The organism is Allopusillimonas ginsengisoli (genome assembly GCF_004153455.1).
GTDB lineage: Bacteria > Pseudomonadota > Gammaproteobacteria > Burkholderiales > Burkholderiaceae_B > Allopusillimonas > Allopusillimonas ginsengisoli.
The window spans coordinates 69,198-94,506 of record NZ_SDQE01000002.1; the positions used below are offsets into that span (position 1 = coordinate 69,198).

Annotated in this window: 24 protein-coding genes; 5 read left to right on the plus strand and 19 right to left on the minus strand. The window is 56.0% G+C overall.

Annotation, left to right across the window (positions count from 1 at the left end; all coding sequences use genetic code 11):
- Positions 1-5: 5 nt before the first annotated feature.
- A complete protein-coding gene (locus ERE07_RS05265; RefSeq protein ID WP_130007777.1) occupies positions 6-926 on the minus strand; it encodes a polysaccharide deacetylase family protein in 921 nt (306 codons plus the stop codon).
- On the minus strand, positions 923-1,597 hold the full coding sequence (locus tag ERE07_RS05270) for an isochorismatase family protein (RefSeq protein ID WP_130007778.1): 675 nt from the start codon (positions 1,595-1,597) through the stop codon (positions 923-925). Before ERE07_RS05270 ends, ERE07_RS05265 begins: the two co-directional genes overlap by 4 nt.
- A gap of 275 nt (positions 1,598-1,872) precedes the next feature.
- Between ERE07_RS05270 and ERE07_RS05275 the strand changes: the two genes are divergently transcribed.
- Positions 1,873-2,661: a GntR family transcriptional regulator gene (locus ERE07_RS05275; RefSeq protein ID WP_167670738.1), complete on the plus strand. Its 789-nt coding sequence runs from the start codon at positions 1,873-1,875 to the stop codon at positions 2,659-2,661.
- 159 nt (positions 2,662-2,820) lie between these two features.
- On the opposite strand, the gene ERE07_RS05280 is transcribed toward ERE07_RS05275, so the two are convergent.
- The 12 genes from ERE07_RS05280 to ERE07_RS05335 all read right to left on the minus strand — a co-directional run bounded on the left by ERE07_RS05280 (position 2,821) and on the right by ERE07_RS05335 (position 17,276).
- Positions 2,821-3,357 carry an Lrp/AsnC family transcriptional regulator gene (locus ERE07_RS05280; protein WP_209021096.1) on the minus strand — a complete coding sequence of 179 codons (537 nt, stop codon included), beginning with the start codon at positions 3,355-3,357 and terminating at the stop codon, positions 2,821-2,823.
- A 44-nt stretch (positions 3,358-3,401) separates the two neighbouring features.
- Positions 3,402-4,646: a Zn-dependent hydrolase gene (locus tag ERE07_RS05285; protein ID WP_130007780.1), complete on the minus strand. Its 1,245-nt coding sequence runs from the start codon at positions 4,644-4,646 to the stop codon at positions 3,402-3,404.
- A 25-nt stretch (positions 4,647-4,671) separates the two neighbouring features.
- A complete protein-coding gene (locus tag ERE07_RS05290) occupies positions 4,672-5,943 on the minus strand; it encodes an aspartate aminotransferase family protein (protein ID WP_245153472.1) in 1,272 nt (423 codons plus the stop codon).
- Positions 5,922-7,013 (minus strand): phosphotransferase, encoded by a 1,092-nt coding sequence (locus tag ERE07_RS05295; protein ID WP_130007781.1) that lies wholly within the window; start codon positions 7,011-7,013, stop codon positions 5,922-5,924. The genes ERE07_RS05290 and ERE07_RS05295 overlap by 22 nt, the downstream gene beginning before the upstream one ends.
- Before the next feature lie 33 nt (positions 7,014-7,046).
- Positions 7,047-7,781, minus strand: a complete 735-nt coding sequence (locus ERE07_RS05300; RefSeq protein WP_130007782.1) for an SDR family NAD(P)-dependent oxidoreductase — start codon at positions 7,779-7,781, stop codon at positions 7,047-7,049.
- 22 nt (positions 7,782-7,803) lie between these two features.
- A complete protein-coding gene (locus tag ERE07_RS05305; protein WP_130007783.1) occupies positions 7,804-9,309 on the minus strand; it encodes an aldehyde dehydrogenase in 1,506 nt (501 codons plus the stop codon).
- A gap of 23 nt (positions 9,310-9,332) precedes the next feature.
- A complete protein-coding gene (locus ERE07_RS05310) occupies positions 9,333-10,379 on the minus strand; it encodes a histone deacetylase family protein (RefSeq protein ID WP_130007784.1) in 1,047 nt (348 codons plus the stop codon).
- A 13-nt stretch (positions 10,380-10,392) separates the two neighbouring features.
- Positions 10,393-12,096: a thiamine pyrophosphate-binding protein gene (locus ERE07_RS05315; RefSeq protein ID WP_130007785.1), complete on the minus strand. Its 1,704-nt coding sequence runs from the start codon at positions 12,094-12,096 to the stop codon at positions 10,393-10,395.
- A gap of 40 nt (positions 12,097-12,136) precedes the next feature.
- Positions 12,137-13,759 (minus strand): ABC transporter ATP-binding protein, encoded by a 1,623-nt coding sequence (locus ERE07_RS05320; RefSeq protein ID WP_130007786.1) that lies wholly within the window; start codon positions 13,757-13,759, stop codon positions 12,137-12,139.
- Positions 13,756-14,598: an ABC transporter permease gene (locus tag ERE07_RS05325; RefSeq protein ID WP_130007787.1), complete on the minus strand. Its 843-nt coding sequence runs from the start codon at positions 14,596-14,598 to the stop codon at positions 13,756-13,758. The genes ERE07_RS05320 and ERE07_RS05325 overlap by 4 nt, the downstream gene beginning before the upstream one ends.
- 1 nt (position 14,599) lies before the next feature.
- The gene (locus ERE07_RS05330) at positions 14,600-15,598 is read right to left on the minus strand and encodes an ABC transporter permease (RefSeq protein WP_130007788.1); all 999 of its coding nucleotides are present in this window, start codon (positions 15,596-15,598) and stop codon (positions 14,600-14,602) included.
- 88 nt (positions 15,599-15,686) lie between these two features.
- Positions 15,687-17,276 carry an ABC transporter substrate-binding protein gene (locus ERE07_RS05335; RefSeq protein ID WP_130007789.1) on the minus strand — a complete coding sequence of 530 codons (1,590 nt, stop codon included), beginning with the start codon at positions 17,274-17,276 and terminating at the stop codon, positions 15,687-15,689.
- Positions 17,277-17,601: 325 nt separating this feature from the next.
- Between ERE07_RS05335 and ERE07_RS05340 the strand changes: the two genes are divergently transcribed.
- The 4 genes from ERE07_RS05340 to ERE07_RS05355 all read left to right on the plus strand — a co-directional run bounded on the left by ERE07_RS05340 (position 17,602) and on the right by ERE07_RS05355 (position 20,776).
- Positions 17,602-18,576 (plus strand): Bug family tripartite tricarboxylate transporter substrate binding protein, encoded by a 975-nt coding sequence (locus tag ERE07_RS05340; protein WP_245153475.1) that lies wholly within the window; start codon positions 17,602-17,604, stop codon positions 18,574-18,576.
- Positions 18,573-19,223, plus strand: a complete 651-nt coding sequence (locus ERE07_RS05345) for a glutathione S-transferase family protein (protein ID WP_130007790.1) — start codon at positions 18,573-18,575, stop codon at positions 19,221-19,223. The genes ERE07_RS05340 and ERE07_RS05345 overlap by 4 nt, the downstream gene beginning before the upstream one ends.
- Before the next feature lie 60 nt (positions 19,224-19,283).
- On the plus strand, positions 19,284-20,066 hold the full coding sequence (locus ERE07_RS05350) for an aldolase (RefSeq protein ID WP_130007791.1): 783 nt from the start codon (positions 19,284-19,286) through the stop codon (positions 20,064-20,066).
- Between the two features lie 143 nt (positions 20,067-20,209).
- Positions 20,210-20,776: a helix-turn-helix domain-containing protein gene (locus ERE07_RS05355; RefSeq protein WP_130007792.1), complete on the plus strand. Its 567-nt coding sequence runs from the start codon at positions 20,210-20,212 to the stop codon at positions 20,774-20,776.
- Positions 20,777-20,913: 137 nt separating this feature from the next.
- Here ERE07_RS05355 and ERE07_RS05360 read toward each other — a convergent pair whose 3' ends face one another.
- Genes ERE07_RS05360 through ERE07_RS05380 form a run of 5 tightly spaced genes read right to left on the minus strand, consistent with a single transcriptional unit; the run spans position 20,914 to position 25,277 of the window.
- Positions 20,914-21,915, minus strand: coding sequence for an amidohydrolase family protein (locus ERE07_RS05360; protein ID WP_130007793.1), 1,002 nt, complete (start codon positions 21,913-21,915; stop codon positions 20,914-20,916).
- Between the two features lie 22 nt (positions 21,916-21,937).
- On the minus strand, positions 21,938-22,483 hold the full coding sequence (locus tag ERE07_RS05365; protein ID WP_130007794.1) for a 3-hydroxyanthranilate 3,4-dioxygenase: 546 nt from the start codon (positions 22,481-22,483) through the stop codon (positions 21,938-21,940).
- A 6-nt stretch (positions 22,484-22,489) separates the two neighbouring features.
- The gene (locus ERE07_RS05370) at positions 22,490-22,918 is read right to left on the minus strand and encodes a RidA family protein (RefSeq protein ID WP_130007795.1); all 429 of its coding nucleotides are present in this window, start codon (positions 22,916-22,918) and stop codon (positions 22,490-22,492) included.
- A gap of 29 nt (positions 22,919-22,947) precedes the next feature.
- On the minus strand, positions 22,948-24,288 hold the full coding sequence (locus ERE07_RS05375; protein ID WP_130007796.1) for a sulfatase family protein: 1,341 nt from the start codon (positions 24,286-24,288) through the stop codon (positions 22,948-22,950).
- An 8-nt stretch (positions 24,289-24,296) separates the two neighbouring features.
- Positions 24,297-25,277 carry a Bug family tripartite tricarboxylate transporter substrate binding protein gene (locus ERE07_RS05380; RefSeq protein ID WP_167670741.1) on the minus strand — a complete coding sequence of 327 codons (981 nt, stop codon included), beginning with the start codon at positions 25,275-25,277 and terminating at the stop codon, positions 24,297-24,299.
- Between the last annotated feature and the right edge of the window lie 32 nt (positions 25,278-25,309).

Sequence of the window (25,309 nt, forward strand, 5' to 3'; positions counted from 1 at the left end):
TGCTCTCAGCGATTTGTTGCAGCGATGGATTCTGCGAACGGGCCATAATAATGATCAAGATAGTGCTGCGCGATCTCGCGCCCCGTTGCCAGCCATACCTTCTTATGGCCAGAGATATAAGCCAAAGCTTCCGCAAAGGCATCTATCCGATGCGGTCGTCCGACCAGGTAGGGATGCAAGGGAATACACATTACCGTCCCAGAGGTCTCGCCCTCCTTGTACAACTGATCGAACTGGCGCTTGATGATTTCTCCATAGTGTTCAGGCGTGTGCTTGTTCACGTTGTAGGAAATGGTGTCGTTCATCTCCAGCGAATAGGGAATGCTGATGAGACGCCCTGACGCGACATTGATGGGCGTGGGTTGGTCATCGTGGAAAAGATCACAGGTGTATAGGACCCCCTCCTCCGCCAGGACATCCAGACTCCAGGGGTTGTTCGACAGCGCCGGAGAAAGCCATCCATCGAGCGTCTGACCGGTTGTCCTGTGGATGGTCTTGCGCGCGTCAATCACGATCTCGCGCTCCTGCTCTTTGTCGAGCCCGTATACGTATCGGGTGTTGTAAATGCCGTGGGAAAAGAACTCCCACCCCCGATCGGCGCATGCTGTAATGATCTCTGGATGGTGATCGCACATCGCTACGTTCAATGAGACGGATCCACGGAAGCCGTAGTCGTCCATCGCGCTCATCATCCGCCGCCAACCCGCCCGGTTACCATAGTCGCGGTGTGAGTATCCCAGGACGTCCGGACTGGGGCGAGGCCAAGGCGACCGCAACGGATTCATTGGCGGATCGAATTCATAGAACTCGATATTGGGAGCAACCCATACGGCAATTTGCGCATCGCCTGGCCATTTGATCACCGGGCGATTGAAATAGGGCAAGTAGTCGTAAAGGTGCAGATCGCTTACTTGCTCGTGGCTCATGTATTGCCCCTGTGCGCTTCAAGTTGCTTGACCACCTCTTCGACCGATACCACATCGCCGTACTTGATCGCGATATCGTATAAATTGGCAAAGTGCGGACTTTCGTGTTTGTCCGCAACGCACTGCTCAGGCACGATGACGCGATAGCCGTTGGAGAGCCCATCCACCACCGTCGCTCTGATACACCCAGAAGTTGAGCCGCCAGTGAGAATAATTGTGTCGCAGCCGTGCCAGGTCATCAAAGAGCGCAGGTTAGTCTCAAAGAAGGCCGAAGCCATGCGTTTATTGATAATGATATCGAGCTGCCTGTCGACGTCGAGCCGGCTATCCAGTTCAGAGCGGGCAGAACCGACTTTGATATTTTGAAGTGAGTCGGGCGTGTTGGTCCGTGTACCCCATAACCCGCAATCCTCGCCAGACTCCATGTACGCAACATAAGTCCAGACGATCGGCAATTGACGCGCCCTGAATAAGCTTACGAGTTGATTTACATATTCGATCTGCCGGGGGTCGGACTCATACGCGGTGGCATACTCCCCTACCCTTGTGTACGCATTTTGAAGATCAATATTGATCAACATGGGCTTGCGTCCAAAACCAAAACGAGGGCGTGTAGGGTTCGATTTGATGTGTTCGTAGAGCTCGCGAGCAGTCTTGCTGCTGGTTTCCATAACATTGCCTCTTGAAGTCGCCGTTTATTAATGACCTAATGCTAGGTCATTGGGTCTATAAATGATAGCTGGTAGAAACCCTAGAGCCAAGCGAGCAATCTTCAGATATGGCATTACGGCCGTATTTAGTCCGCCAGCCACCTCTTTAGCAAGATAATGTCATATCATTAGGCCTGAAATGAAACAGAACGATTGCCAACTTGTAAAGAGATTGGTATTAAGGTGCCTATATGAGAAAAAACAAGCGCACGCACGCTACCGGGGCCGAGAGAAAGTTGCTGGACGAAGCGTCGCCGCTTCCTCTGTATCATCAGCTGTATCTTCTGTTGCGAGAACAGATCATGACCGGAATGTACCCTCCGGGGCATCTCCTACCCGCCGAAGCCGATCTCATGGCCTTGTTCGGCGTGAGCCGCGTTACGGTTCAACGCGCGCTTAACACGCTCGCCGCCGAGGGTTTGCTGACCCGCTCGCGCGGACGCGGAACAACCGTGAGCGACAATAGCGCGGCCTCGCGCGTCGAGAGTCCGATCTCAGCCAGCATCAACGGGCTGCTCATGAGTTTGTCGACGGTAGGCCAGGGCACCACCGTCAGGGTAATAAGCATGGAGTATCAGCCGGCCGCACCGTACATTGCTGAGCAATTACAGATAACGCCAGGCACAGTGATTCAGCATGCCGAACGGGTACGGATGCTGCGAGCAAAGCCATACTCACATTCAATCAGCTACGTACCAAAGGAAATCGGTAAAACGTTCACGCGGAAGGATCTTGAAGCGCACCCATTGATTGATCTCTTGCATCGAACGGGGGTCAAGATTGACAGAGTGGAACAAGCTATCACCTGCACGCTTGCTGATGAACGTTCCGCAGATCTTTTGGAAACAAAGGTAGGCAGCCCGGTATTGAAGCTGCGCCGGATATTTGTGAGTGACGAAGATCGCCCAGTCAACTACGCGGAGATCCTCTATCCCCCAGAGCGTTTTGAGTATCGCATGACGTGGCGACGAGATGCTGCCAACCAAATGCTGCTTGATGATAGCGCCGCTTCTCTTCCTGTCTAGCAGGCAGTGACACTACCGGAAGGTTATTCGGCAGGCGCTATCATCTCAGACAGCGCCGATCAGCTCAGGCGCCAATGGTCTTCTAAGCGTTCAAGGCGCTATCAACCGCCGATGCCTTGATTACCTGCGGGCTGATGCGGCATTGTTTCGATACCTATATCAAGCCGTGCTGTCCCCTGGTGTCATGAACTCCGTCAGTACGGTTTGCTGCCTGGCCTCCAGCAACTCCTCCAGCGGGATTTCTGTGGTGTCTTTCACGTTCTTCAGCGAAATATAAGTAAAGTGCTTGGCGATCCCGATTTCCGCGGCAAACATGCGTTGCGAAATGGAATGCAGATGCACGACGTCAACAGCGATCACTCGCAGAAGATAGTCAAAATCGCCGCTGATCAACGAACAGGACAGTACTTCTGGCATCGCGCAAACATACTTCTCAAACAGTACGAAATCCTGGGCAAAATGCTTTTCCAGTGTGATTTCCATGAACACATGCACATGCTGAATCAGCCGATCCGCATTGAGCACCGCCCTGTACTGGTTGATCAGCTTGGCCTTCTCCAGCTTACGAACCCGCTCCAGGCAAGGGCTGGAGGAAAGCCCCACTTTCTCCGCCAGCGCGGCGTTCGTGATGCGGGCATCCTTCTGCATGAGCAGCAAAATCTTAAGGTCAATGCGGTCCAGCTTGATGTTCAGCACTACGGTGTCTCCTTCGTCCAATTCCGCTTTGTCAGAACGCTAATTTACTGTGGTCGGCAGGCCCTTTCCAGCACACTGTGCAACAACACATTAAGGCCGGGCCTCAGTTGTTCCGCCGTGGCATCTTCTTTCTCGTTATGGGAATAGCCCAAATCGCAAGGCGTAAAGATCATGGCCGTGGGCGCGACCAATGCGACCTGATAAGCATCGTGCCCCGCCTGACTTTTTATTTCCATGGCGCTGTACCCGAGCTGCTCGGTGTTCCTGCGCACCACCTCGATAACATCTGGATCAAAACTATCCAGACCATACTGAAGTTGCTTGACAACCCGTATGCATACTTGCGCCCGCTGCTCGGCATGCCGTATGGCTTGCATCAGTTCGGCCAGCATCTGCTCAGCGCCTTCGGTGCTTGGGTGGCGCAAGTCTACCATCAGCTCGGCATGCTCAGAGATGATGCCCTGCTTGTTCGGGCTGGCCACAATCCGCGACGTTGTCGTTTTGGCATCGTCGTCGTGATATTTCCAGCCGATTTCATTGAGTGCCGTAATCACATAGGCGGCGCCCACTATGGCATTGTGGCGCTTATCCATAGGCGTGGGGCCTACATGCGCCGTTTCGCCAACAATCTCCAGGACAAGACTGCGCACCGCATAACCTCCGGTCACAACACCTACCTGCTTTTTCTCGGCATCCAGAACAGGGCCCTGCTCAATATGCAACTCCAAATAGGTATCCAGCTCCCGGCTAGGCAAAGGCGCATCACCGTTATAGCCTACGGATTGCAATGCCTGCTCAAAACTGGTGCCTTCGTCATCGCGAGCCTGCAGAATAAAGTCCAGATCCCAGTTACCGCAGAATGCGGCGGAACCACCCATGGTAGGTACAAAACGGGCGCCCTCTTCGTTGCTCCACACAATCACTTCAACAGGCCGCAGAGTAGTCATCCCGTTGTCGTTCAGCGTGCGAATCACTTCTAGCCCACCCAGCACGCCAAGAATGCCATCGTAACGACCGCCGTTCACCTGGGTGTCCAGATGGCTTCCCATGGCGACGGGATTCAGATCGGGATGAGTGCCCGCTCGACGGGCAAATATGTTTCCGACCCGATCAATGGTGATCTCGCAACCAGCCTCCCTACACCATTGCACGAAAACATCGCGCATGGCTTTGTCTTCTGGCGTAAAAGCCAGCCGCTTCACTCCCGTGCCTCGATTGGCGCCGATGCCATTTGATACTTCCAGCGTGCTCCAGAAGCGCGCTTCGTTTACTCGCAGATTTTCTGACATTTTGTTCTTTAAGGGCTAATCAAGATTAATCGAGTTCACCAAGCGTTTCATCCAGGGCTTGAATGAATTGATGCGCGTTGTTCACGGAAAATGGAAGCGGCGGCCGTATTTTCAGGACATTGCCCAGCGGGCCGGCGCCACTGATCAGTACGCCCTTTTGACGCATACGATTCACGACATGCGCCGTCTGCGCCGCGGCCGGCGCTCGATCCTGCCTGTTCGTGACCAGTTCCACACCGACAAACAAGCCCGCGCCGCGCACATCGCCAATCAAAGCATGCCGGTCCGCCAGCTCCCATAGTGCAGTGTTCATCACTTCTCCGACTTCTCGGGCATGCTGAACCAATCCCTCTTCCTGAATCACACGCAGCACCGCTAGACCTACGGCCGATGACACCGGGTTGCCACCAAAGGTGTTGAAATAGCGACACGTTCGCCCAAAGGTTTCCAATAGATGCGGCTTGGCCACGACGCCTGCCATGGGATGTCCATTACCCATAGGCTTACCCAAGGTAACGATATCCGGCAGCAATTCGTGGCGCTGAAAGCCCCACATCTGCCCTCCGGTCCGTCCGAAACCGGCCTGCACCTCGTCCGCTATGAACAGCCCGCCCGCAGCGCGCACACAGTCGACGCCCTGGCGCAATGCCTCACTCACATCCGACAACACGCCATCGCTGGATAGAATGGTATCGACCAGGATGGCGGCAGGCTTGAGGCCGCGCGCGGCGAGGCGTTCAATCGCTTGCTTAACCTGTGCAACAAACAACGCTGTCGTGTCGACCCCATGACGATAAGGGTTGGGTGCAATGACCAGTTCAACGCCATCGGGTTGGCGATACGCAGCCCCGAGAGACGGGGACAAGTCCGCCGTGGCCATGGTCACGCCATGGTAGGCGTGACGCGTCACGATTACGCCGGTCGCACCGGTCGCGTTGCGGGCCAAACGCAGTGCGAGGTCATTGGACTCACTACCGGTACAGGTGAACATCACCTGGCCCAGTTCTGCGGGAAAAGTATCCAGCAGCGCCTCTGCGTAGTCCAGCACGGTTTCGTGCAGGTAACGGGTATGCGTGTTTAGCACCGCAGCCTGCCGGGCCATTGCCTGGACCACCGCCGGGTGGCAATGGCCAACGACGGGCACGTTGTTGTAGGCATCCAGATAAGCGTTTCCTTGCGCGTCGTACAGCGTCACGCCTTCGCCGCGCACCAGATGCACCGGCTCATCATAGAACAGACGATACGCCGGCCCCAGCAGGCGATCACGGCGCTGCATCAAGGTCTCTTCACTTCCCATTGCGGGCTCCTGGTAGTCACTGCGTAGCATTCAGTGCGTAGATAATGTTGTAGATCACTGAGCGAACACGCGTCCAGGCAGCGCAGGCCAGCCCATGCCGCCTCGTTGTTGCGCAAGATATAGGCCTTGTTTTCCGGATAGCGCGCTGCACGCCAGCCGGTAATGGCCACGTTCATCACGTAGCGTGTAGCAATCAGATCAACCAGCAGGCTGATCTCAGTCCACTCAAGTCGGCTGACAGACTGATAGCCCTGCAGCATATCCACCACTGGGGCCAACGGATTGCCTTCGGTGGACAGCAAGTACGAAGCAGTAATAGCCACATCGTTGATCAGCGCAGTGCGCACCATGTCGCCGAAATCCAGAATGCCTGCCACGCGATCCCTGTTCTCAGGATCCACCAATAAGTTGTGGGGGTTAAGGTCGTTATGTACCACTTGCGTGCGAAGCAGCGGCAGTACCGGCATTACATTGGCGTCGAAGCGGCGCAAGAACCGCTCGGCCAGAGCGCGATTGTTTTCATCGGGAATATGCACCAGCAGTTGGCGCAAATGACTTGCATTTTCGATATCCCACAGAATCTCATGGCTCGCGGCCCGATGCTGAAAATCACGCAGGGCCAGCGACAGGCGGGCTGACAGTTGCCCAATGTTGAAACGCTGCTGCCGGCTCTTGGGCGCCTTGTACAAAGGCTCCCCTTCCAGATAGGAAAGCATTCTCACCACCGCCTGCTGACTGCCGACAGGAATGAGAAAATTGTGCTGCCCGTCCATCGTTCTGATCACGCGCGGCACAGGCAAGCCGGGGTCCACCTGCGCCACATGATTCAATGCCGCCGTCTGAAACGTGGCGACCTCATGGCACTCGGCTGTATTGGCAATCTTTAATACAAATAATTGTCCATCAGCCGTTCGCATGCGAAAGTTCTGGTCGCGCTCACTGGTCAATTGCGTCGCTTGCGCTTGCATACCATAGTGACGCTGCACCAACGCCACCGCCTGCCCGACGCTGAAGTCTGGCGGCGAGGTCTTTAACGGCTCGATAATGCCGGATAGCATCGTATCAGTCACAAGTTGCTCCCCGAAATATGTGGCTGGTCACCGCTACACATGCTGTCCGCCATTGATATGTATCTCTGCCCCATTGACGTAAAGCGCATTGGGAGAGCACAGAAAAAGAATCACAGCGGCCACCTCTTCCGGCGTACCCAACCGCATCAACGGCACGCTGTTCTTGATGATATCTACCGTGCCTTCCGACAAAATCGCCGTATCGATTTCCCCTGGAGAAATCGCGTTAACGCGAATGCCGTGCGGCCCGAATTCATGCGCCATCTCGCGCGTCAGGCCCAGCAGCGCCGCTTTCGATGTCGCATAGGCAGAGCCTGCAAACGGATGCACGCGTCCTCCTGCGATAGATGTCACGTTGATAATCGTTCCCGCCCCCTCCTTCAACTGGGGGAACAAGCCCCGAGCCATCAAGGCAGCGCCAAACAGGTTCACATTAAAGACGCTCAGCCAAGTCTGATAATCGCTGCCGAGCACGCCAATGCGACCGCCTCCGGGCTTCTTCGGGGAAATGCCTGCGTTATTGACCAACGCATGCACTTTGCCGTCCGGTATCCGGCGGCGAAGCTCATCCAGGCCGCGCTCCATATCATCGACGCTGCCCAGGTCAAGCTGCAAATGGTTCTCGGGTCCTGCGCTCCAGGGGCAGTCGTCGGTGAACGCCTGGCGCGACAAGGTAATCACACGCCAACCCGCAGCACTGAACCGCTTTACCGTGGCATGGCCTATACCCCGGCTGGCGCCGGTAAGCACCAAGGTTTTCTGTTCCATAGCCCTTCTCTAACAGATAGGATTAATTTGAGGCGTCGAGATTGAACCAGCTGGTTTTCAGGTCGGTGTATTTGTCCAGGGCGTGCAACGATTTGTCGCGACCCGAGCCCGACTGCTTAACGCCGCCAAAGGGGACGGTGATATCGCTGTCAAAGAAACAGTTGACCCAAACCAGGCCCGCGCGCAGCTTGCGAGACACGCGATGGGCGCGCCCCAGGTTAGCCGTCCACAGCCCTGCGCCGAGTCCATAGATGGAATCATTGGCGCAGGCAATGACTTCTTCCTCGGTATTGAATCGCCGGGCGGACAATACCGGGCCGAAGATCTCTTCGTTGACGATAGACAACTGGTCGCTTGGGCAGTCGAAGATGGTAGGTTCGATGTAGTACCCACCCGTCTCGGCGCGTACTCGCTGGCCGCCCAGCCGCAAGGTGGCCCCTTCATTTTTCCCGCTCTCTATGTAGCTCAGCACCTTGTTCATCTGGCGCTCATCCACAATGGCCCCCATCACCGTGTTCGGATCCAGCGGGTCGCCCGGTCGAATGTTCTGAACGCACCGACTGACACGTTTCATGAAATCATCGTAAATGCCTTCCTGGACGTACAGCCGTGAGCCGGCAATGCAGACTTCGCCCTGATTCGAGGTAATTCCCACCGCAGCTGCCATGGCAGCCTTGTCAAGGTCGGGACAGTCGTCGAACACGATGTGCGGAGACTTTCCGCCACACTCCAGCCAGACACGCTTGAGATTTGACTGACCGGAATATTCCATGAACCGTTTTCCCGTGGCCGTAGACCCGGTAAACGTCAGGCAATCCACATCGTTATGCAGGCCCAATGCCTGGCCCGCAACCGGCCCCGTGCCAGGCACCACGTTGAACACCCCTGCGGGTATGCCCGCCTCGTCCATCAAAGAACTTAGCTTAAGCAGCGACAGTGGTGTCAACTCGGAAGGTTTGACCACGACGCAATTGCCCGATACCAGCGCGGGCGCTATCTTCCAGGATGCCATCAGCAACGGGTAATTCCACGGCACCACCGCTGCGATCACGCCCAGCGGTTCGCGAGTCACGGTCGCCAGCGCATTAGATCCAGTGGGTGCAATTTCGTCATAGATCTTGTCGATGGCTTCGCCATACCACGCATAGGTTTTGATGGCTTCAGGCAAATCAAACATCAGACTTTCGGTAATCGGTTTGCCGACGTTCAAGGTTTCCAAGAGCGCAAATTCTTCAATGTCGCGCTGGATCAGGGCAGACAATGCCAGCAGGCGCTGACCCCGCTCACGCGGATGCAGTCCAGACCAGACCCCGGATTCATAAGCGCGGCGCGCTGCGGCAACCGCCAGGTCAACATCTGCCTGCTGGCAATCAGCCACTTGCGCCAGCGTGGCCCCTGTGGATGGATCAATCACCGCCAACACACCGCCGTCTTGCGCGGGCACAAACTTGCCGTCGATATAGGCTTTATCTTGCAAGGACAGTTGGGTAGCCTTGTTTTTCCAGTAAGAAGTATCGTGCAGAGTCATAGTCATTCCTTAAAGTCAGAGCATCAACGAGCAAGAAAGCCACGCAGAAAGGCGTGCAGACAGCCGCCGATCTCGGCGATGGCATATCCTCCCTCCTGGACGACAACCGTAGGCAAATTCAGTGCACGCACGCGTTGCCCCAAGTCGTAAAAGCTATCGGTATTCACTTCCAGCACGCTTAACGGATCAAGCCGATGCGCATCAAACCCCAATGAAAGCACCAAGACGTCTGCGCCGAAGTTTCGAATGGCAGCCGCTGCGGTATCTACCGCTTCCAGCAATGCATCATTGCCGGTGCCGTGCGCCAACGGCAGATTCAGGTTGCAACCCTCGCCTTGCCCATGGCCGGTTTCATCGGCATATCCGGTTTGATAGGGGTAATACTCAATGGGATCGGCGTGCACAGAGATGGTGAGCACATCCTGCCGCCTGTAGAAGATCTGCTGAGTGCCGTCGCCATGGTGCGTATCAACGTCCAGTGTCGCGACTTTGTTGAATCTGGAACGCAAATGCTGGGCAGCAACCGCCGCGTTGTTCACATAGCAGAACCCTGCCGCGCGATCGCTGTGGGCGTGATGGCCCGACGGCCGGCACAGGGCGTAGGCCGCGCTTTCGCCATGCATGACTGCCTCGCAGGCGGCCACAGCGGAATGCGCTGATCTCACTGCCGAGACATATGTTTCCGGCCCGACCGGGCAGGCAAGATCGCCCAGATAATACGCAGCCTGCGCAACGACCGACGTAGAGCGACATGGGGGACGCGCATCATCTTCCACCCGGCCATTCAGGTAATAGCCCACGTTCGGCAACACCTCGGGGCCGGCATTTTCAATGGCACGCCAACGCGTGTAGACCTCCTTCAGGAATCGCAGATAGTGCGGAGCATGAACCGCCTCTAACGGCGCCAGTCCGTAATCCTTGGGTTCGGACAAAGGTATGTTCAACTGGCTCAGCGCATCCAAGAGCACTTGCGTACGCTGGGGTAGATCCTTGCCTTCGCATATCCGCCCCACCCGCATGAACTGGCGGGGATCGTGCAACATCTGATCGGGTGAAAAAAATGCATGCATTAGGTGCTCCGGATTATTGAACGTTCTGTAAGGCAATCGCCGTATCGCGTATGGCGCTCAGGGTTGTTTCCGGCGTAATGCCTTCTACGTCGTATTGAATTTCAATCAATGCAGGCAGGCGCTCTTTTTCGGCAAAGGCAATGCAACGATCAAACGCATCGGAAAAATCCTCGGTGTGCGTAACGGTTTCACCGTGCCCACCGTACGCACGAACAATTGCGGCAAAATCAGGATTGGAAAGACCTAAGCCTATGGTGCGTCCTGGAAACTCTCTTTCCTGGTGCATGCGTATGGTGCCCCATGTGCTGTTGTTGAACAGCAGCACCACAATGCCCAACCGTTGTTGCATGGCTGTGCCCAACTCCTGCATATTCATCTGGAAACAGCCATCGCCGGCATAGCAGACCACCACTTTTTCGGGGTGTTCAAGCTTGGCAGCGATAGCGGCTGGCAGGCCATATCCCATTGCACCCAGGATAGGTGACAGTTGGATGCCTGGCGAAGAAAACTGGATATAGCGATGAGGAAACAAAGCAAAATTTCCGGCGCCGGCAGTCACACAGGCATCCTTCGGCAAACGCTTGGCCACAATTGATGCAGCCTCGTTCAAATTCATGGGGCCAGGCATGGACAAAGGCTCCAGGCTATTCAGATAATGGGCATGCGCGTCGCGTACGTGTTGGACACGATCGGGAGGGTTCAAGGGTTGAAGTTCGGAAACGGCGGCGGCAAAACCGTGTACATCAGCCAGAATGGGCAGCGTTGGTCGATATACACGGCCCAACTCATTGCCATCTGGATAAATATGAATCAGCTTTTGCTTAGGTTGCGGGCACTCCAGCAGGGTGTAGTCCACGGTCGTAGGTTGATTCAAACGTGAACCCAGCGCAATCACCAGGTCGGCGGTCGTGATTCGCTGCGCCAGCTCGGGTGTCAGACCATAACCTACATGTCCGGCGTAGTTGGGGTGCCGATTGTCAAAGCATTCCTGACGCCGCCAGCCTACCCCTACCGGAAGCTGAAAACGCTCGGCAAAAGCTTCCACCGTCTGACGCGCTTCCGGCCTCCAGCCATTTCCTCCCAGCAGCAAGAATGGGCGCTTGGCCGCGTCCAGCAGCGCTTGCATCTGATTCAGTTCCGCAACCATGGGGCTGGGATGCGCCGCCTGCATGGGCAACACATCCTCCACAGCGGCTTTACCCCACAATACCTGCTCGGGCAACGCCAGCACCACCGGTCCGGGCCGGCCTTGCACCGCAACAGCAAAGGCGCGAGCCAGGTATTCAGGCAGACGTTCTGTGCAGTCCACTTGTGCCACCCATTTTGCGACGGCACCAAACATGCGACGGTAATCAATTTCCTGGAACGCATCCCGGTCTTCGGTTTCCGCGTCAACCTGCCCCACAAACAGTATCATCGGGGTGGAATCCTGATATGCGGTATGCACGCCAATACTGGCATTCGTCGCACCAGGACCGCGGGTGACAAAGCAGACGCCAGGTTTGCCCGTCAGCTTGCCGTGTGCCTCCGCCATGTAGGCGGCGCCCGCCTCCTGGCGACACGCTATCGCCTGAATGGCGTCCTGATGATCATAGAGGGCGTCTATGCAGGGCAGATAGCTTTCACCCGCCACCATGAACACGCGCTTGACCCCATAAAGACGCAAATGGTCAATAACGATCTGCCCACCATTGCGAGTGCGTACTTCTTTTGACATGAAAGACACCTTAATCTCTGTTCGTGACTGAGTCGCCGGCTTACGACAGCACCACGGCTGAACTGTCCCAGGCTTTTCCAGGAACAGCATCAATTAATTGCTGGGTATAGGGATGCTGCGGCGCATCGAAGATCTGCGCAGGCGCGCCTTGTTCAACAATGGCGCCCTGATGCATTACCGCCAGTCGATGACAGATCTGCGCCGCCACGCGCAAATCATGGGTAATGAACACGATGGCCAGATTGAACTGCCGCTGCAGATCCGCTAAAAGCGCCAACACCTGCGCCTGCACTGATACATCAAGCGCCGAAACCGACTCGTCCGCCACCAGAAGTTCAGGCTCCATGGCCAGTGCGCGAGCGATACCAATCCGCTGACGCTGCCCGCCCGAAAACTCGTTGGGATAGCGGTCAAACGCCGCCGACTGCAGGCCCACCAGTTCCAGCAGCTCCCGAGCCTTTTTTTCCGCCTTGGCAGCGCTTACGCCATTGGCAAGTGGCCCATCCATGATGATGCGACCAGTTTTGTGCCTTGGGTTCAGCGAAGCAAAAGGATCCTGAAAGATCATCTGAATCTTCTTTCGGTAGGGCCTGAACTGATTTTCGTGCAGCTGGGCGATATCTTCGCCGTTGAACAGCAGGCTGCCACCCTCCACTGCCGTTAAACGCACCAGGCACTTGCCCAGCGTGGACTTGCCGGAACCTGACTCACCAACAATGCCAAATGTTTCTCCACGATGCACATCAAAGCTGACATTGTTGACGGCTTGCAGTGTGCGCTTCTTGACGAACAATCCGCTGGCCAGGGTATAGGTCTTTTGCAGATTTTTTACTTGAAGCAATGGAACATCCTGATCAGACCTTCGCTCTTCCGCACGCAAATGAGGAACTGCAGCGATCAAGCGCCGGGTATAGGGATGCTGCGGCTGGTTCAACACCTGCTGCGCTTGCCCCTGCTCGACCAGTATTCCTTTTTCCATGACCGCCACACGGTCGGCAATCTCGGCCACGACACCGAAGTCGTGGGTAATGAAAATAACCCCCATTCCCATGGCGCGCTGGATGCTTTTGATCAAGGCCAATATCTGCGCCTGTGTGGTGACATCTAACGCGGTGGTAGGTTCGTCGGCAATCACAATTGCCGGCTCCAGCGCCAACGCCATGGCAATCATCACACGCTGTCGCTGCCCGCCTGACAAGCGAAAAGGATAGCTGTGGCGCAATCGTTCCGGATCAGGCAAGCCGACGAAGGCCAGCAACTCCAGCACTCGGGCATGGCGCGCCTTATCGGAGTGGGTTCCATGAACAGCCATCACCTCTGCAATTTGCTCACCCACCTGCATAATCGGGTTCAGGGCCGACATGGGCTCCTGAAAAATCATGCCAATATCTTTGCCGCGCCACGACAAACGCTGCTCTTCGGTCTGCTTTAACAGCTCGCTCCCCTTGAACAGGATGCTTCCTGCCTTGGGCTTCATGGCATCGGGCAGCAGCCCCATGATGGCGTTGGCGCTGACAGATTTTCCTGAGCCTGATTCACCTACGATGCAAAGAATCTCGCCAGGCGCCAAAGAGAATGACACGTTTTTCACGGCGAAGGGTCGGTCAGCTCCGCTGGGCAGCGCCACGCACAAGTCGCGTACTTCCAAAAGTGCTTCGTTCATGCGGCACCCCGTTTGCGCAGTTGTGGGTTGAGTGCATCATTCAGGCCCTCACCGATCAGGTTGATCGCCAGGACACAGAGCAGAATTGCCAGCCCAGGCATGACGCTCATCCAGGGCGCTTCGCGCAACATGGTGCGTGCGGCACCGATCATGTAACCCCAGCTCATCAGATTGCGGTCGCCCAGTCCGAGAAACGACAAGGCCGCTTCGGTCAGCAGGGCCGTCGCGACCATCAGCGAGGCCATCACAATAATGGGCGACAGGGCATTGGGCAGAATCTGGCTGAAAATAATCTGACGAGGCTTTTGACCCAGCCCAATCGCCGCATGTACGAACTCGCGCTGCTTCAGCGACATGAACTCGCTGCGCACCAGGCGCGCCACAGGGGGCCAGGACACAATCACAATGGCGCAGACAATCGAATAAATAGACGGCGTGAAAATCGCGACCACAACAATGGCCATCGCCAGTTGAGGAATAGTCTGGAAGAACTCGGTAATGCGCATCAGCACATCATCAATCCAGCCCCCGTAATAGCCTGCCATGGCTCCTATCAGAATGCCAAAGAACACTGCCACAACCGTTGACGATACGCTGATCATCAAGGAAACCCTGGCTCCATGCGCCAACCCGGCGCCTATATCTCGACCCAACATATCAGTGCCGAACCAGAATTTCGGATCCTGGAATGGCTTGACCAGAGGCTTGCCCATCATCATCCAGGGAGAGTTCTCGTACCAGACCGATGCAAAGATGGCGACGGCAATCACGACGGCGAAGATCACTGTGCCCACAATGGCACCTTTGTTCGCAAAAAACCGCTGTAAGAATTGATTCATGTCACGCTCCCAACTCAATGCGCGGGTCGATGATTTGGTAGAACAAGTCGGTCAGCAGGTTGAACAGCACCACAATGACGGAAGTCATCAGGAACACACCCAGCAGAAGCTGATAATCGCGCTGCATCAGGGCATCGAACATCAAGCGCCCTATGCCTGGCCAACTGAACACGGTTTCTGTCAAAACCGCGCCCCCCGCCATCTGGCCCAGCTGTATTCCTGCAAACGTCACCACCGGAAGCAGGGCATTTCGCAGCACGTGGCGGCGAATGATCTGGCTGCTGGGAACCCCTTTGGCACGCGCCGTATTGACGAAATCCATGCCAATCACTTCCAGCATCGATGCACGTGTCAGGCGCGCATAGACCGCCATGAAGAAACATCCCAACGTGACGGTTGGCAGCACAAGATGCGTGGCAATGTCCCACACGCGCGCCATCCCGGTCAGGTTTGCGCCTATGCTCTCCATGCCGAAAGCGGGCAACCAGTCCAGCATGACGGAAAACAGAACAATCGCCAGCAATGCCAACCAGAACAGCGGCGCGGCGTATATGATCAGCGCGCCCACCATGATCACGTTGTCTATCCACTTACGACGATTGGAGAACCGGCTTTTGGCGGCCAGCACACCCAGCGTCACACCAGTAATGAGGGAGAACACGAAGGCGCAAACCATCAGCAGCAAGGTAGCGGGCAAGCGATCCAGGATCAGATCCAGCACGGGCAGGCCGTTTCGGTAGGAATAGCCAAAATCCAGCCTCAGAATACCTTCCATGTATATCCAAAGCTGATGCAGCACCGGCTTGTCCAGTCCGAACTGCTGCCGCAACTCTTCGATATATTTCGGGTCTGTAGCGCCCGCCTCTCCTGCCATGACAGCGGCCGGATCGCCTGGCGCCAAATGGATCAGAAGAAAATTGATAACGACTACGCCGAGCACCACCAGCACGGCCTTGCCCAGGCGAGAAATCAAAAAGGAGAACAATTTCACTACACGCATCCTTGCAACGATTGCAATGAACCAGCACTTGGCCACGCCGAGGGCTCAGGCTTATGCCTGAGCTCCGGTGATTTCATGGAAATCGTGCTTACTTCTCTATGTATACGTTGTCGAACGAGTCACTGACGCCGACAGCACTATCGATAAGGTTATGGACGGAGGAGTGATACAGCGTCGGATTTTCAATCTCGAACAAGTAGCCGTTAGCCACTTCTTCGACCAGCAGCTTTTGCGCTTCAGAGTAATACTTCTGACGGTCTTCCAGGGCCACTGCTGCGTCACCTGCTGTCATCAACTCGTCCGCCTTGGGGTTGACGTAGTTCTGCACGTTGGCGGTATGCGTGCCTTTCACAATATTGCTCGATAGGTATAGGCGGGAAACACCCAGCCCTGGATCGCCATACTGGAAGGCATAGTTGAAGCTCAGGTCAAAATCCCAGTTGGATACCCGGGTGAACCAACTGCCCGCATCGGAGACCGGTTCAGTGGTAACGCGAAAACCCACCTGCTCAAGACTTTGCTTGGTGTATTCGGCGATGCGATCCCAGCTTGTGCCATAAGGCAATGGCAGCATCTTGACGGGCGTCTTGGACAGGTCCACGCCTGACTCCTTGATCAGCGCCTTGGCTTTTTTCAGATTGTGTTCGTACTTGGGCACATCCGCGTCATAGAGCAAGGTCGTGGACGCAATAGGGCCCGTCGCTACTTTACCCAAGCCGAACAGAATGTTGTCGACGATGAACTGACGATCAAGCGCGTACATGACAGCCTGCCGGATCTTTACGTTATCAAACGGCGGGTTGCGCATGTTCATGATCATATACGCGTGCGGGGAATACATTTCCCATCCCTTCAGAGAGTATTCCGTGTCAGGAAGCGCACGCAAACGCTCAACGTCCACGTTATCGACATCCCCGCCGCGCAGTACCTGGACATCGCCCTTCTCAAACGCCACCGCCCGCGACGCCGCGTCAGGGACCACTCGGAAAATCACCTCGTCCAGGTATGGAAGATCAGGCTTCCAGTAGTCCGGATTTCGCTCCAGCTTGATGTACGAGCCACGTTTCCATTCCTTGAACTTGAATGGCCCGGTACCAATAGGCGTCTGATTGGCCGGGTTGGTCTTGAAGTTGGTCCCGGCATACAGATGCTTGGGCAAGATGGGGATGGAACCGGCCTCGAAAGCGTAAATGAACGGCGCAAACGGCGATTTCAGCTTGAACTCAACCGTGGATTCGTCAAGCGCAGTAACCGTGTCGATATACTTGCTTATCAGTGTTCGGATACGCGGCTGCGTCTCGCGCAGGAATTCATCTACGGTAAAAACAACGTCAGCCGCCGAGAATGGCTTGCCATCATGCCACTTGACCCCTTCCTGCAGCTTGAAGGTGTAGACCAGACCGTCGTCGGAAATAGTCCATGATTTGGCCAGACTGGGCTGAGGTTGCAGATCGGCGGTATAGGTCAGCAAGCCTTGGTAGATTTTTCCGGCAACGTAAAGCGTAGGGCCTTGCTGGTTAATCCCTGACATCAGCAGCGGAGGCTCAGGCTGTACCACGGCCACCAGCGTACCGCCCTGTGTTTGAGCCTGTGCCAGGCCCAGGGTGAGCATACTTCCAGTCAGCATAACCGCCATAGAGGCGGCACGTACAACCCTTAACTTGAACTTCGCTTTCATGCATGTCTCCAAATGATTTGTTTTTGTAGGGGCGTGTGCTACTTGCAAATCATTATGGGCATTTTCAACGCTATATATGCACGATCAGCGAGCGCCTAGCAACAGAATATTTGGCGCAACCAGCCTTATGCCAAATAATATCCCGCATAGTTTTACCGTACTTTAGTGCGAAGAATCCGTGCAATCCCGCGCATGAATACGGTCACAAGCCCGCCTGGCCTGGCAACCCAGCCCGGGACAAAATTTCATTCTCTTCTTGACCTGAATCAATTTTGAGGACACACTGTGTCCTACAGAGTACATATTGTCCACAATAGGAGGAGTCATGACATCAATCAGAAAATGGGCTGCATCGGCATGCTCAGCGGCGATGCTCGCCGCAGTGGCGGCGCCAGTCTCGGCGGCCTACCCCGATACCGCAGTACGCCTGATCGTGCCGTTTGGCGCGGGCGGCATTACCGATATCATTGCGCGTCATCTGGGCAAGTCGCTTGCGTCAGCGCTCGGCCAGAGCGTAGTGATCGAGAACAAGGCAGGCGCGGGGGGAACCATAGGAGCCATGGCGGTCTACAATGCCGCTCCGGATGGATACACCATATTCATGGGGACGGTAGGCACCCAAGTGGTAAACCCCTTGATCATGAAATCCATCAATTACGATCCGGACAAACTCGTGCCTTTGGGAATGGTATCGGGGTCGCCATATGTGCTGGCCACCCGCAAGGGGCTGGAGGTAAACACGCTGCAGGAACTGGTCGATTACGCCAAAGCCAATCCTGGCAAGCTGAACTTTGGTTCAGCGGGCGTTGGCAGCTCGCCGCAACTCGGCGTCGAGCTGTTGAAATACACCAGCAAGATAGACATGGTTCACGTACCCTTCAAAAGCGGCGGCGAAGCAGTCAACGCCGTGCTCGGTGATCAGGTCGACCTGGTCATGGATGCCATACCTGTCATCATTCCCCACGTCAAGGCAGGCAAGCTGAAAGCATTGGCACTGGCCTCGGATCAACCTTCACAGGCTGCACCTGGCGTACCTACCAGCGCTGAAGCGGGCAACGCCGAGCTCAAGATAAGCTCCTGGAACGCGTTATTCGCACCTGCGGGAACACCCCAAGAGGTTGTCGATACGCTCAATGCCGCCTTGCGCAAGACATTGAGCAGCGCCGAGTTCAAGCAAACGCTGGAAGCACAAGGCAGCCAGCCCTACACGGGAACCATGGCCGAATACCAGGAATTCATCACGGCAGAAAAGAACAAATGGAATACGATTGTCAAAGAAGCGGACATCAAAATTCCATGAACAACACACCGCACAATTCTGGGCAGCCGCTGGAACTCATCGATACCATTCTGTCTGGCAATGGCTGGAAAGTCAGGCTGCTGGCAGGATATTGCGACATACCGTTACAGCGACGCTCCCTGTCCATTCTCGATGGCGATTTAGAGGCCGAATCGTTTGCGGCCATCAGTCCCCTGCGCCAGGTTCCGGTACTCAAAACACGGGAAGGCGCATGGCTGGCCGAATCTTCGGCGATTCTCTGGTACCTGGGCGAAGGCACCTCCTTCCTGCCAAACGAGGCATCCGAGCGGGCCAGGGTTTTGCAATGGCTGATGTTCGAGCAGACCAAGCTTATGTGGAATCTTGCCCAGCCTCGGCTGCGGATCACCTTGCGCCAAACCATGGATCGTAACGACCCTCGCGCGCAACGCTGGCGCGAGCGCGGCTATCAAGCGCTGGATGTGCTGGAGACGCAACTCAGCCAGCATGCTTTTGTGGCGCAAGCTCAACCGACAATCGCTGATGTAGCGCTCTACCCTTATATACGCATGGCGGACCAGGGTGGCTACGAGTTGACCCGCTTTGCACATATCTCAAAGTGGCTGGCACGAATGCGCGCGCTGCCCGGCCATGTGCCGCTGCTGGAGAATGACCCGGCGAGCGCCTAACCACCCTTCCGACGCCAACGACGAACACGCTTTACTCATACACCCTGAATAGGTAACAACATGGCAAACACAATGGACACGCCCAAGCAGGAGCTTGTGGCGAACGCTCAGGCACAGATGCAGAGCAAGTTTTCGATCCCTGAGCGCAGCGTACGCGAAAAGCTGGCCATTACAAGTCGCGTGTTGTATGACGGCGGCCACGACTCAGGTCTGGCTGGTCAAATCACCGCGCGCGGCCCTGAGCCGGGCACGTATTACACACAACGCCTCGGCCTGGGTTTTGATGAAATCAGCGCTTCCAATATTCTGTTGGTCAACGAAGATCTGGAAGTGCTCGAGGGGCACGGGATGCCTAATCCCGCCAACCGTTTCCATTCTTGGGTATACCGTGCCAGGTCAGATGTTCAATGCATCGTGCATACCCATCCGCTCTATGTTGCTTCACTCTCCATGCTGGAAACTCCTCTGGTCGTCTCTCATATGGACAACTGCACGCTCTATGACGATTGTGCATTTCTGCAAGAATGGCCGGGCGTGCCTGTAGGCAATGAAGAAGGCGACATCATTTCTCGCGCCTTGGGCGACAAGCGGGCCATCTTGCTTGCCCATCACGGCATGCTGGTGGCGGCAACCTCAATCGAAGAAGCTTGTGTGCTATCTCTGCAATTCGAACGCACAGCCCGGATGCAGCTACTCGCGATGGCTGCCGGCGACATCAAACCGATCAAGCCGGAGCTCGGGCGCGAAGCGCACGACTGGATACTCAAGCCGCGCCGCTCGCAAATCGGTTTTGAATACTACGCGCGCAAAGCGCTGGCCCAGCATCCCGACGTTCTGAGATAGGCTGTTGCTCATGCGAGCCTGCTGTCCGGAATGCAGGAACACCGGTTACAGCTGTGCTTTTCTCTTCAGACGTCGCCTTTTGTGGGAAAGCATGAATTTCAGGCATACTTTGGTACATGGAGTCATGCTTATCCCACCCATACATGCAAAACCTTCCCTATCGACTTAAAGCATTGCGTAGACAACAGCGCCTGTCTCTGGATCAGCTGGCCCAGCGCAGCGGCCTGACCAAGAGCTATCTTTCCAAGCTGGAGCGCGGCGTCAGCGAGCCTTCTATTTCAACAGTGCTCAAGCTTGCCGAGGCCTATGGCATAGGCATTTCCGAACTCATGGGAATCGGAGAAGAAGGCGGAGACAGTGTCAGCGTAGTTCGCAGACATGAACGCACCCCGCTTGACCGTCCCGACCGAGACGCTAGCTATCGTTATGAAGCGGTCGCCGGCAAGCGGCTGGTCAAATCCATGAACCCTTTCATCATCCACCCTCCGCGCGAAAATCAGGCTGCGCCCGACTCCTTTCCGCACTCGGGCGAAGAGTTCATGCTGGTGCTGAAAGGCAGCGTATCGATTACCGTGGGCGGTCGGACTTTTGACTTGGAAACAGGCGACTCGATCTACTTCGATTCAGAGCTTCCGCACAAACTGCGCACAATCAGCCCGGACGACGCAGAGGTGCTGGTGGTTGCGACGCGAGACGATGCCGTCATCTGACGCGCAGTCAAGGGCGCCAGATTCGATTCTGCCATATCGGCGCTCACCCGATCACTGCTGTCGCCTTTCGCTAGTCCGCCGCGCCCCCATCACACTGCAAAAAGAATTCAAAAAGACTGAAGACTGTATGTTTTGCCTCAAGTCAGTGCAAAAAACGTCTCCGCGTTCCCGGCAAGAATACGGTCGCAATCGCGCCGCGCCAGCCAGGTAGCATCCGAGACAAGCTTGCCGATTTCCTGCTCACCCAGGGGAAATGGATAATCAGACCCGAGCATCACACGTTCTGCCCCCATAACGTCGACAAGCAGCCGCAGCGCGCGATCATCGAATACGGCACTATCCACAAAAAAACGCTTCAAGTAATGCGACGGGGGATGCGGACAATCCTGCCGGACGATATCCCTGCAGTGCCAGGCGTTTTCGGCACGGCCCAGCAAGAAGGCAAATCCGCCGCCGCCGTGAGCAAAGCAAAGCTTCAGGCTTGCAGGAATACGTTCAAATGCACCCGACAGAATCAGGGACAGAATGCCAAGCTGGGTTTCTGCGGGCATGGATACCAGCCAGGGCAACATCCATTTCTTCATGCGCCCGTCAGTCATCATATCCCAGGGATGGACGAGCACCGGGATGTCATTGTTCGCGCAATGCACCAGAAAATCCACCAAATGAGCATCGTCGAGATCACGCTCGCCCAGGTGATTGCCAATCTGCACACCAACGTGGCCCGTTTCCTTCGCACGAGATGCCTCACGGCAGGCAAGTTCAAGATCCTGAAGCGGAACCTGCGCCAGCGCCTTCAACCGGCTTGTATTGAAGGCACAGTGCTCAATCGCCGAATCGTTCATGCGCTGCGACCATTCGTAAGCCTTCTGCGCCGCGTAGCGATAGCCGAACATAATAGGCGTGGCGCAAACAATCTGCATATCCAGCCCTTGTTGATCCATCTCTTCGAGCCGATGCGCCGGATTCCACAACGCACTGTAGACGGGGCGAAACTTTTTGTCGCCCACCATAATATGGCCGCGCAGCCCGTCCGCTTCGATCGCTAGCCAGGGAGCACCCTCAGCATCAAGCGCTGCTGCGCTGTCCTGCGTAATGCGCGGGAAGAAATGGGCGTGCATATCAATTTTCTTTGTCATCACAAATCCGTATCGTTGAGACTCAGGCACTCTTGCCGGGATGGATTTTTCCGCAATTGGCGCAACGCCTGCTGTCTTCGCTGCGGTAAAAGGCATCGAACAGCGGAGGCAGGTCCTGCACGATGCTACGCAACTGCACTTCGACGCGATGCACAAGCTGACCGCAGCCACCTTCGCCATCGCAATACCACTCGAAACCATCCAGCATGCCTTCTGGGCGCTGTCGCTCGATGACCAGGCAAACGCTGCCTGCCTGCGGCCGTTGCGGGGAATGGCGCACATGCGGAGGCAGCAGAAAGATATCCCCCTCTTTCAGATCCACGCGTTCTCTGCGGCCGTCTATCCACAGATACAGGTACGCATCCCCGCGCATCTGGTAAAAGAACTCTTCGAGAGGATCATCGTGATAATCGGTTCGACGGTTCGGTCCACCGACCACGGTAATGATGAAATCCGCATCCTTCCAGACCTGCTGGTTTCCGACGGGCGGCTTGAGCAGATGTTCATGCTCCGAGATCCACTGCAGAAAATTGAAAGGCAGTCCGTACTTGAGGGAAGTGCTGTCCATGGCAATTTACTCCTGCGTCGGCCGATAGGCGACGGCTTTGATCTCGACACGCAAATGCGGATGTGGCAGTTGGTGAACAGCCACTGTGGTTCGCGTTGGCCCTTCGTAATCAAAATACTCTGCGTAAACGGCGTTGTAGCCGCCGAAATCGTTCATATCCACAAGGAAAGCAGTGACTTCCACAACGTCCTTGAGATCTGCGCCTACACTGCGCAAAATATCGCCGATATTGTTGATGACCGCGCGGGTCTGCGCACGAATGTCCAGCGACGTCGTACCCATCTCGTCCACCGCCACGCCGTCGAAGGAGTTATCTGGCCGCCTAGAGCTGGTGCCTGAAACAAAGAGAAAATCACCAGCGCGGCGAACATGAGGAAACGTGCCGCGCGGCGTAGCCTTACCCGTCACGACTGATGATGTAGATGCTGTAGTCATTAATAGAATCTCCTGGGACTTGTCTTCTTTCAAGGCATATCTTCTTGTGTGTACACCAGTTCCACGCCCGCTTCGGGTGGAATGTCCGGCATGCTCTGCGCCCAATCGGCATAGCGTCGGCGCAGATCTTCCAGAATTCCGGGCTCGCGCCGAAGCATGTTTGCACGCTCGCGCGCGTCTCTGGACAGATCGAACAAATAGTCATGTCCATCAACTGACAGGTATTTCCAGTTGCCATGGCGTATGGCGCGCTGCGCGCGATGCTTCATGCGCCAGAATACCGTTCTGGACAAGGCGTGGTCGGGATGCGTCAGACAGGGCAGAAGCGATATCCCATCCAGCGGATACTCGGCGTCTGGCGACACGCCTGCGGCCTGGAGCATCGTGGGACACCAATCCATCGTCATCGCGACCTGCGCTGTGGTGGTGCCGGCCGGTACTCTGGCTGGCCAGCGGACGATCAAGGGAACGCGCAGACCGCCCTCCAGCAAATCCATTTTTTTCCCAGACAATGGCCAAGTATCAGAAAAGCGTTCGCCGCCGTTGTCGCTGGTGAATACGATCAATGTGTTTTCGTCCAATCCCCTGGCGGCAAGCGTGTTCATGATGCGCCCGATACCCTCATCCATGTGGCGAATCATGGTCTGGTAGATTTCGACAGAACCTCCGTCAGTATGCTGGATAGCATCCCGGATGCGTTCCGATTCCTCCCGATCATCCCGCGTTTCCCAGGGCCAGTGAGGCGCCGTGTAATGCACGCTCAGCATGAAGGGAACATCTTGCTGCGTGTCGGCCAGCCATTGCACGGCGCGCTCGCTGATCAAGTCAGTCAAGTAACCGTTGTCGTGGATCTCACTTTCGTTGTCATAGAGATCATGCGTGCCACGTCGATCGCAATGCGTAAAATAATCCACGCCCCCGCCATAAGGGCCATAGAACGCCTCGTATCCACTCTTCAGGGGGCCAAAATGCGGTAGAAACCCCAAGTGCCATTTACCAATCAGCGCGGTCCGGTATCCCTGATCACGCAACAGAGATGGCAAGGTTGGATGTTCCGGTGGCAGCCCCAGATGAGATTGGCCACGGGCTCTGCCCGTCATGGGCTCCTCGGCCCCGCCGCGCAAACGATATTGATAGCGCCCCGTCATCAGTGCGAACCGGCTGGGCGAACACACCGGGGAATTGGCATAGGCGTCTGTGAACCGCACGCCCTGGGCCGCCAGCGCGTCAAGGTTGGGGGAAACCGGCGCACGGCCGCCATAACAGCCCAGGTCGGCAAAACCCAAGTCATCTGCCATGATAAAGACAAGATTGGGTTTGGCGGCAACAGAAGTATTGCCTGGAGAGACAGGTTTCTTGAGCGAAGACATATCGACCACTACTCCTGTGCGGTGAAACCTGTTTTGGCTGCAATGGCACGCCACCGTTCGATTTCGTCGCCCGTGTAGGCACCAAACTCAGCCCTGCCTGCGAATGCAGGACGAACGCCCTGGCGAAGCAAGCGCGCCTGCAAGTCAGGATCGTTCATCACCCGGTCAACGTCTTTTTCAAGCTTAGCCAACACGGGTTCTGGCGTACCTTTGGGCGCGTACAAGCCGTACCAGCCCGTCGCTTCCACTTCTCCATAACCCGCCTCTGCCATGGTGGGGACATCGGGCTCGGATGGTTGCCGAGTCTTTCCAGTGACGGCAAGCAATTTGAGTTTGCCGGAACGTGCCAATTGCTGGGCAACCTGCAGGACAACGAAGCCATACTGCACCTGCCCGCCAACCAGATCGGTCACCAGCGGTGCCGACCCTTTATAAGGAATGTGCAAGGCGTCCGTGCCGCTGAGTCGGCCGAATGTTTCTCCTGCAAACTGAGACGGCGAGCCTGGTCCGAACGACCCGAATGCTGCCTCGCCCTTGTGCGCCTTCAGCCAGGTCACTAACTCAGCCAAGGTTTGAACCGGCAGCGAGGCCGGCACGGCAAGTACAAGCTCAAAATCGGCCAAGCGCGCGATGGGCTCGAAGTCATGGATCGGATCATAGGGAATGCTCTTGAAGGTAACGGGGTTCACCGCCATCGTCTGCGCAAAACCCATCAACAAGGTGTACCCATCAGGCTTGGCACGTTGAACCGCCTGCACGCCGATAAAGCCGCTGGCACCTGAACGATTGCTCACGACGATTTGCTGTCCCAGGGCATCGCTTAATTGTTCGCCGATCATTCTCGCCACGACGTCAGGGGTGCCTCCCGCTGGCCCTGGAACCACCAGTTCTACCGGCCTGTCCGGATAAGATGCTGCCTGGGCGGAATGAACAAATCCAGCCAATCCAATCAATGTTGCCAAGGCAAAACGGTAACAATGCTTGATCATGAGGTCTCCTTCTTGTTGATTCAATGGCGATC

Coding starts and splice junctions, on each gene's coding strand:
- ERE07_RS05310 (WP_130007784.1), bottom strand. CDS start 10,379: ATGCATGCATTTTTTTCACCCGATCAGATGTTGCACGATCCCCGCCAG.
- ERE07_RS05370 (WP_130007795.1), bottom strand. CDS start 22,918: ATGACTACAGCATCTACATCATCAGTCGTGACGGGTAAGGCTACGCCG.
- ERE07_RS05270 (WP_130007778.1), bottom strand. CDS start 1,597: ATGGAAACCAGCAGCAAGACTGCTCGCGAGCTCTACGAACACATCAAA.
- ERE07_RS05305 (WP_130007783.1), bottom strand. CDS start 9,309: ATGACTCTGCACGATACTTCTTACTGGAAAAACAAGGCTACCCAACTG.
- ERE07_RS05285 (WP_130007780.1), bottom strand. CDS start 4,646: ATGTCAGAAAATCTGCGAGTAAACGAAGCGCGCTTCTGGAGCACGCTG.
- ERE07_RS05355 (WP_130007792.1), top strand. CDS start 20,210: ATGCAAAACCTTCCCTATCGACTTAAAGCATTGCGTAGACAACAGCGC.
- ERE07_RS05325 (WP_130007787.1), bottom strand. CDS start 14,598: ATGAATCAATTCTTACAGCGGTTTTTTGCGAACAAAGGTGCCATTGTG.
- ERE07_RS05300 (WP_130007782.1), bottom strand. CDS start 7,781: ATGGAACAGAAAACCTTGGTGCTTACCGGCGCCAGCCGGGGTATAGGC.
- ERE07_RS05365 (WP_130007794.1), bottom strand. CDS start 22,483: ATGGACAGCACTTCCCTCAAGTACGGACTGCCTTTCAATTTTCTGCAG.
- ERE07_RS05340 (WP_245153475.1), top strand. CDS start 17,602: ATGACATCAATCAGAAAATGGGCTGCATCGGCATGCTCAGCGGCGATG.
- ERE07_RS05290 (WP_245153472.1), bottom strand. CDS start 5,943: ATGGGAAGTGAAGAGACCTTGATGCAGCGCCGTGATCGCCTGCTGGGG.
- ERE07_RS05335 (WP_130007789.1), bottom strand. CDS start 17,276: ATGAAAGCGAAGTTCAAGTTAAGGGTTGTACGTGCCGCCTCTATGGCG.
- ERE07_RS05375 (WP_130007796.1), bottom strand. CDS start 24,288: ATGTCTTCGCTCAAGAAACCTGTCTCTCCAGGCAATACTTCTGTTGCC.
- ERE07_RS05330 (WP_130007788.1), bottom strand. CDS start 15,598: ATGCGTGTAGTGAAATTGTTCTCCTTTTTGATTTCTCGCCTGGGCAAG.
- ERE07_RS05265 (WP_130007777.1), bottom strand. CDS start 926: ATGAGCCACGAGCAAGTAAGCGATCTGCACCTTTACGACTACTTGCCC.
- ERE07_RS05320 (WP_130007786.1), bottom strand. CDS start 13,759: ATGAACGAAGCACTTTTGGAAGTACGCGACTTGTGCGTGGCGCTGCCC.
- ERE07_RS05360 (WP_130007793.1), bottom strand. CDS start 21,915: ATGACAAAGAAAATTGATATGCACGCCCATTTCTTCCCGCGCATTACG.
- ERE07_RS05380 (WP_167670741.1), bottom strand. CDS start 25,277: ATGATCAAGCATTGTTACCGTTTTGCCTTGGCAACATTGATTGGATTG.
- ERE07_RS05315 (WP_130007785.1), bottom strand. CDS start 12,096: ATGTCAAAAGAAGTACGCACTCGCAATGGTGGGCAGATCGTTATTGAC.
- ERE07_RS05345 (WP_130007790.1), top strand. CDS start 18,573: ATGAACAACACACCGCACAATTCTGGGCAGCCGCTGGAACTCATCGAT.
- ERE07_RS05350 (WP_130007791.1), top strand. CDS start 19,284: ATGGCAAACACAATGGACACGCCCAAGCAGGAGCTTGTGGCGAACGCT.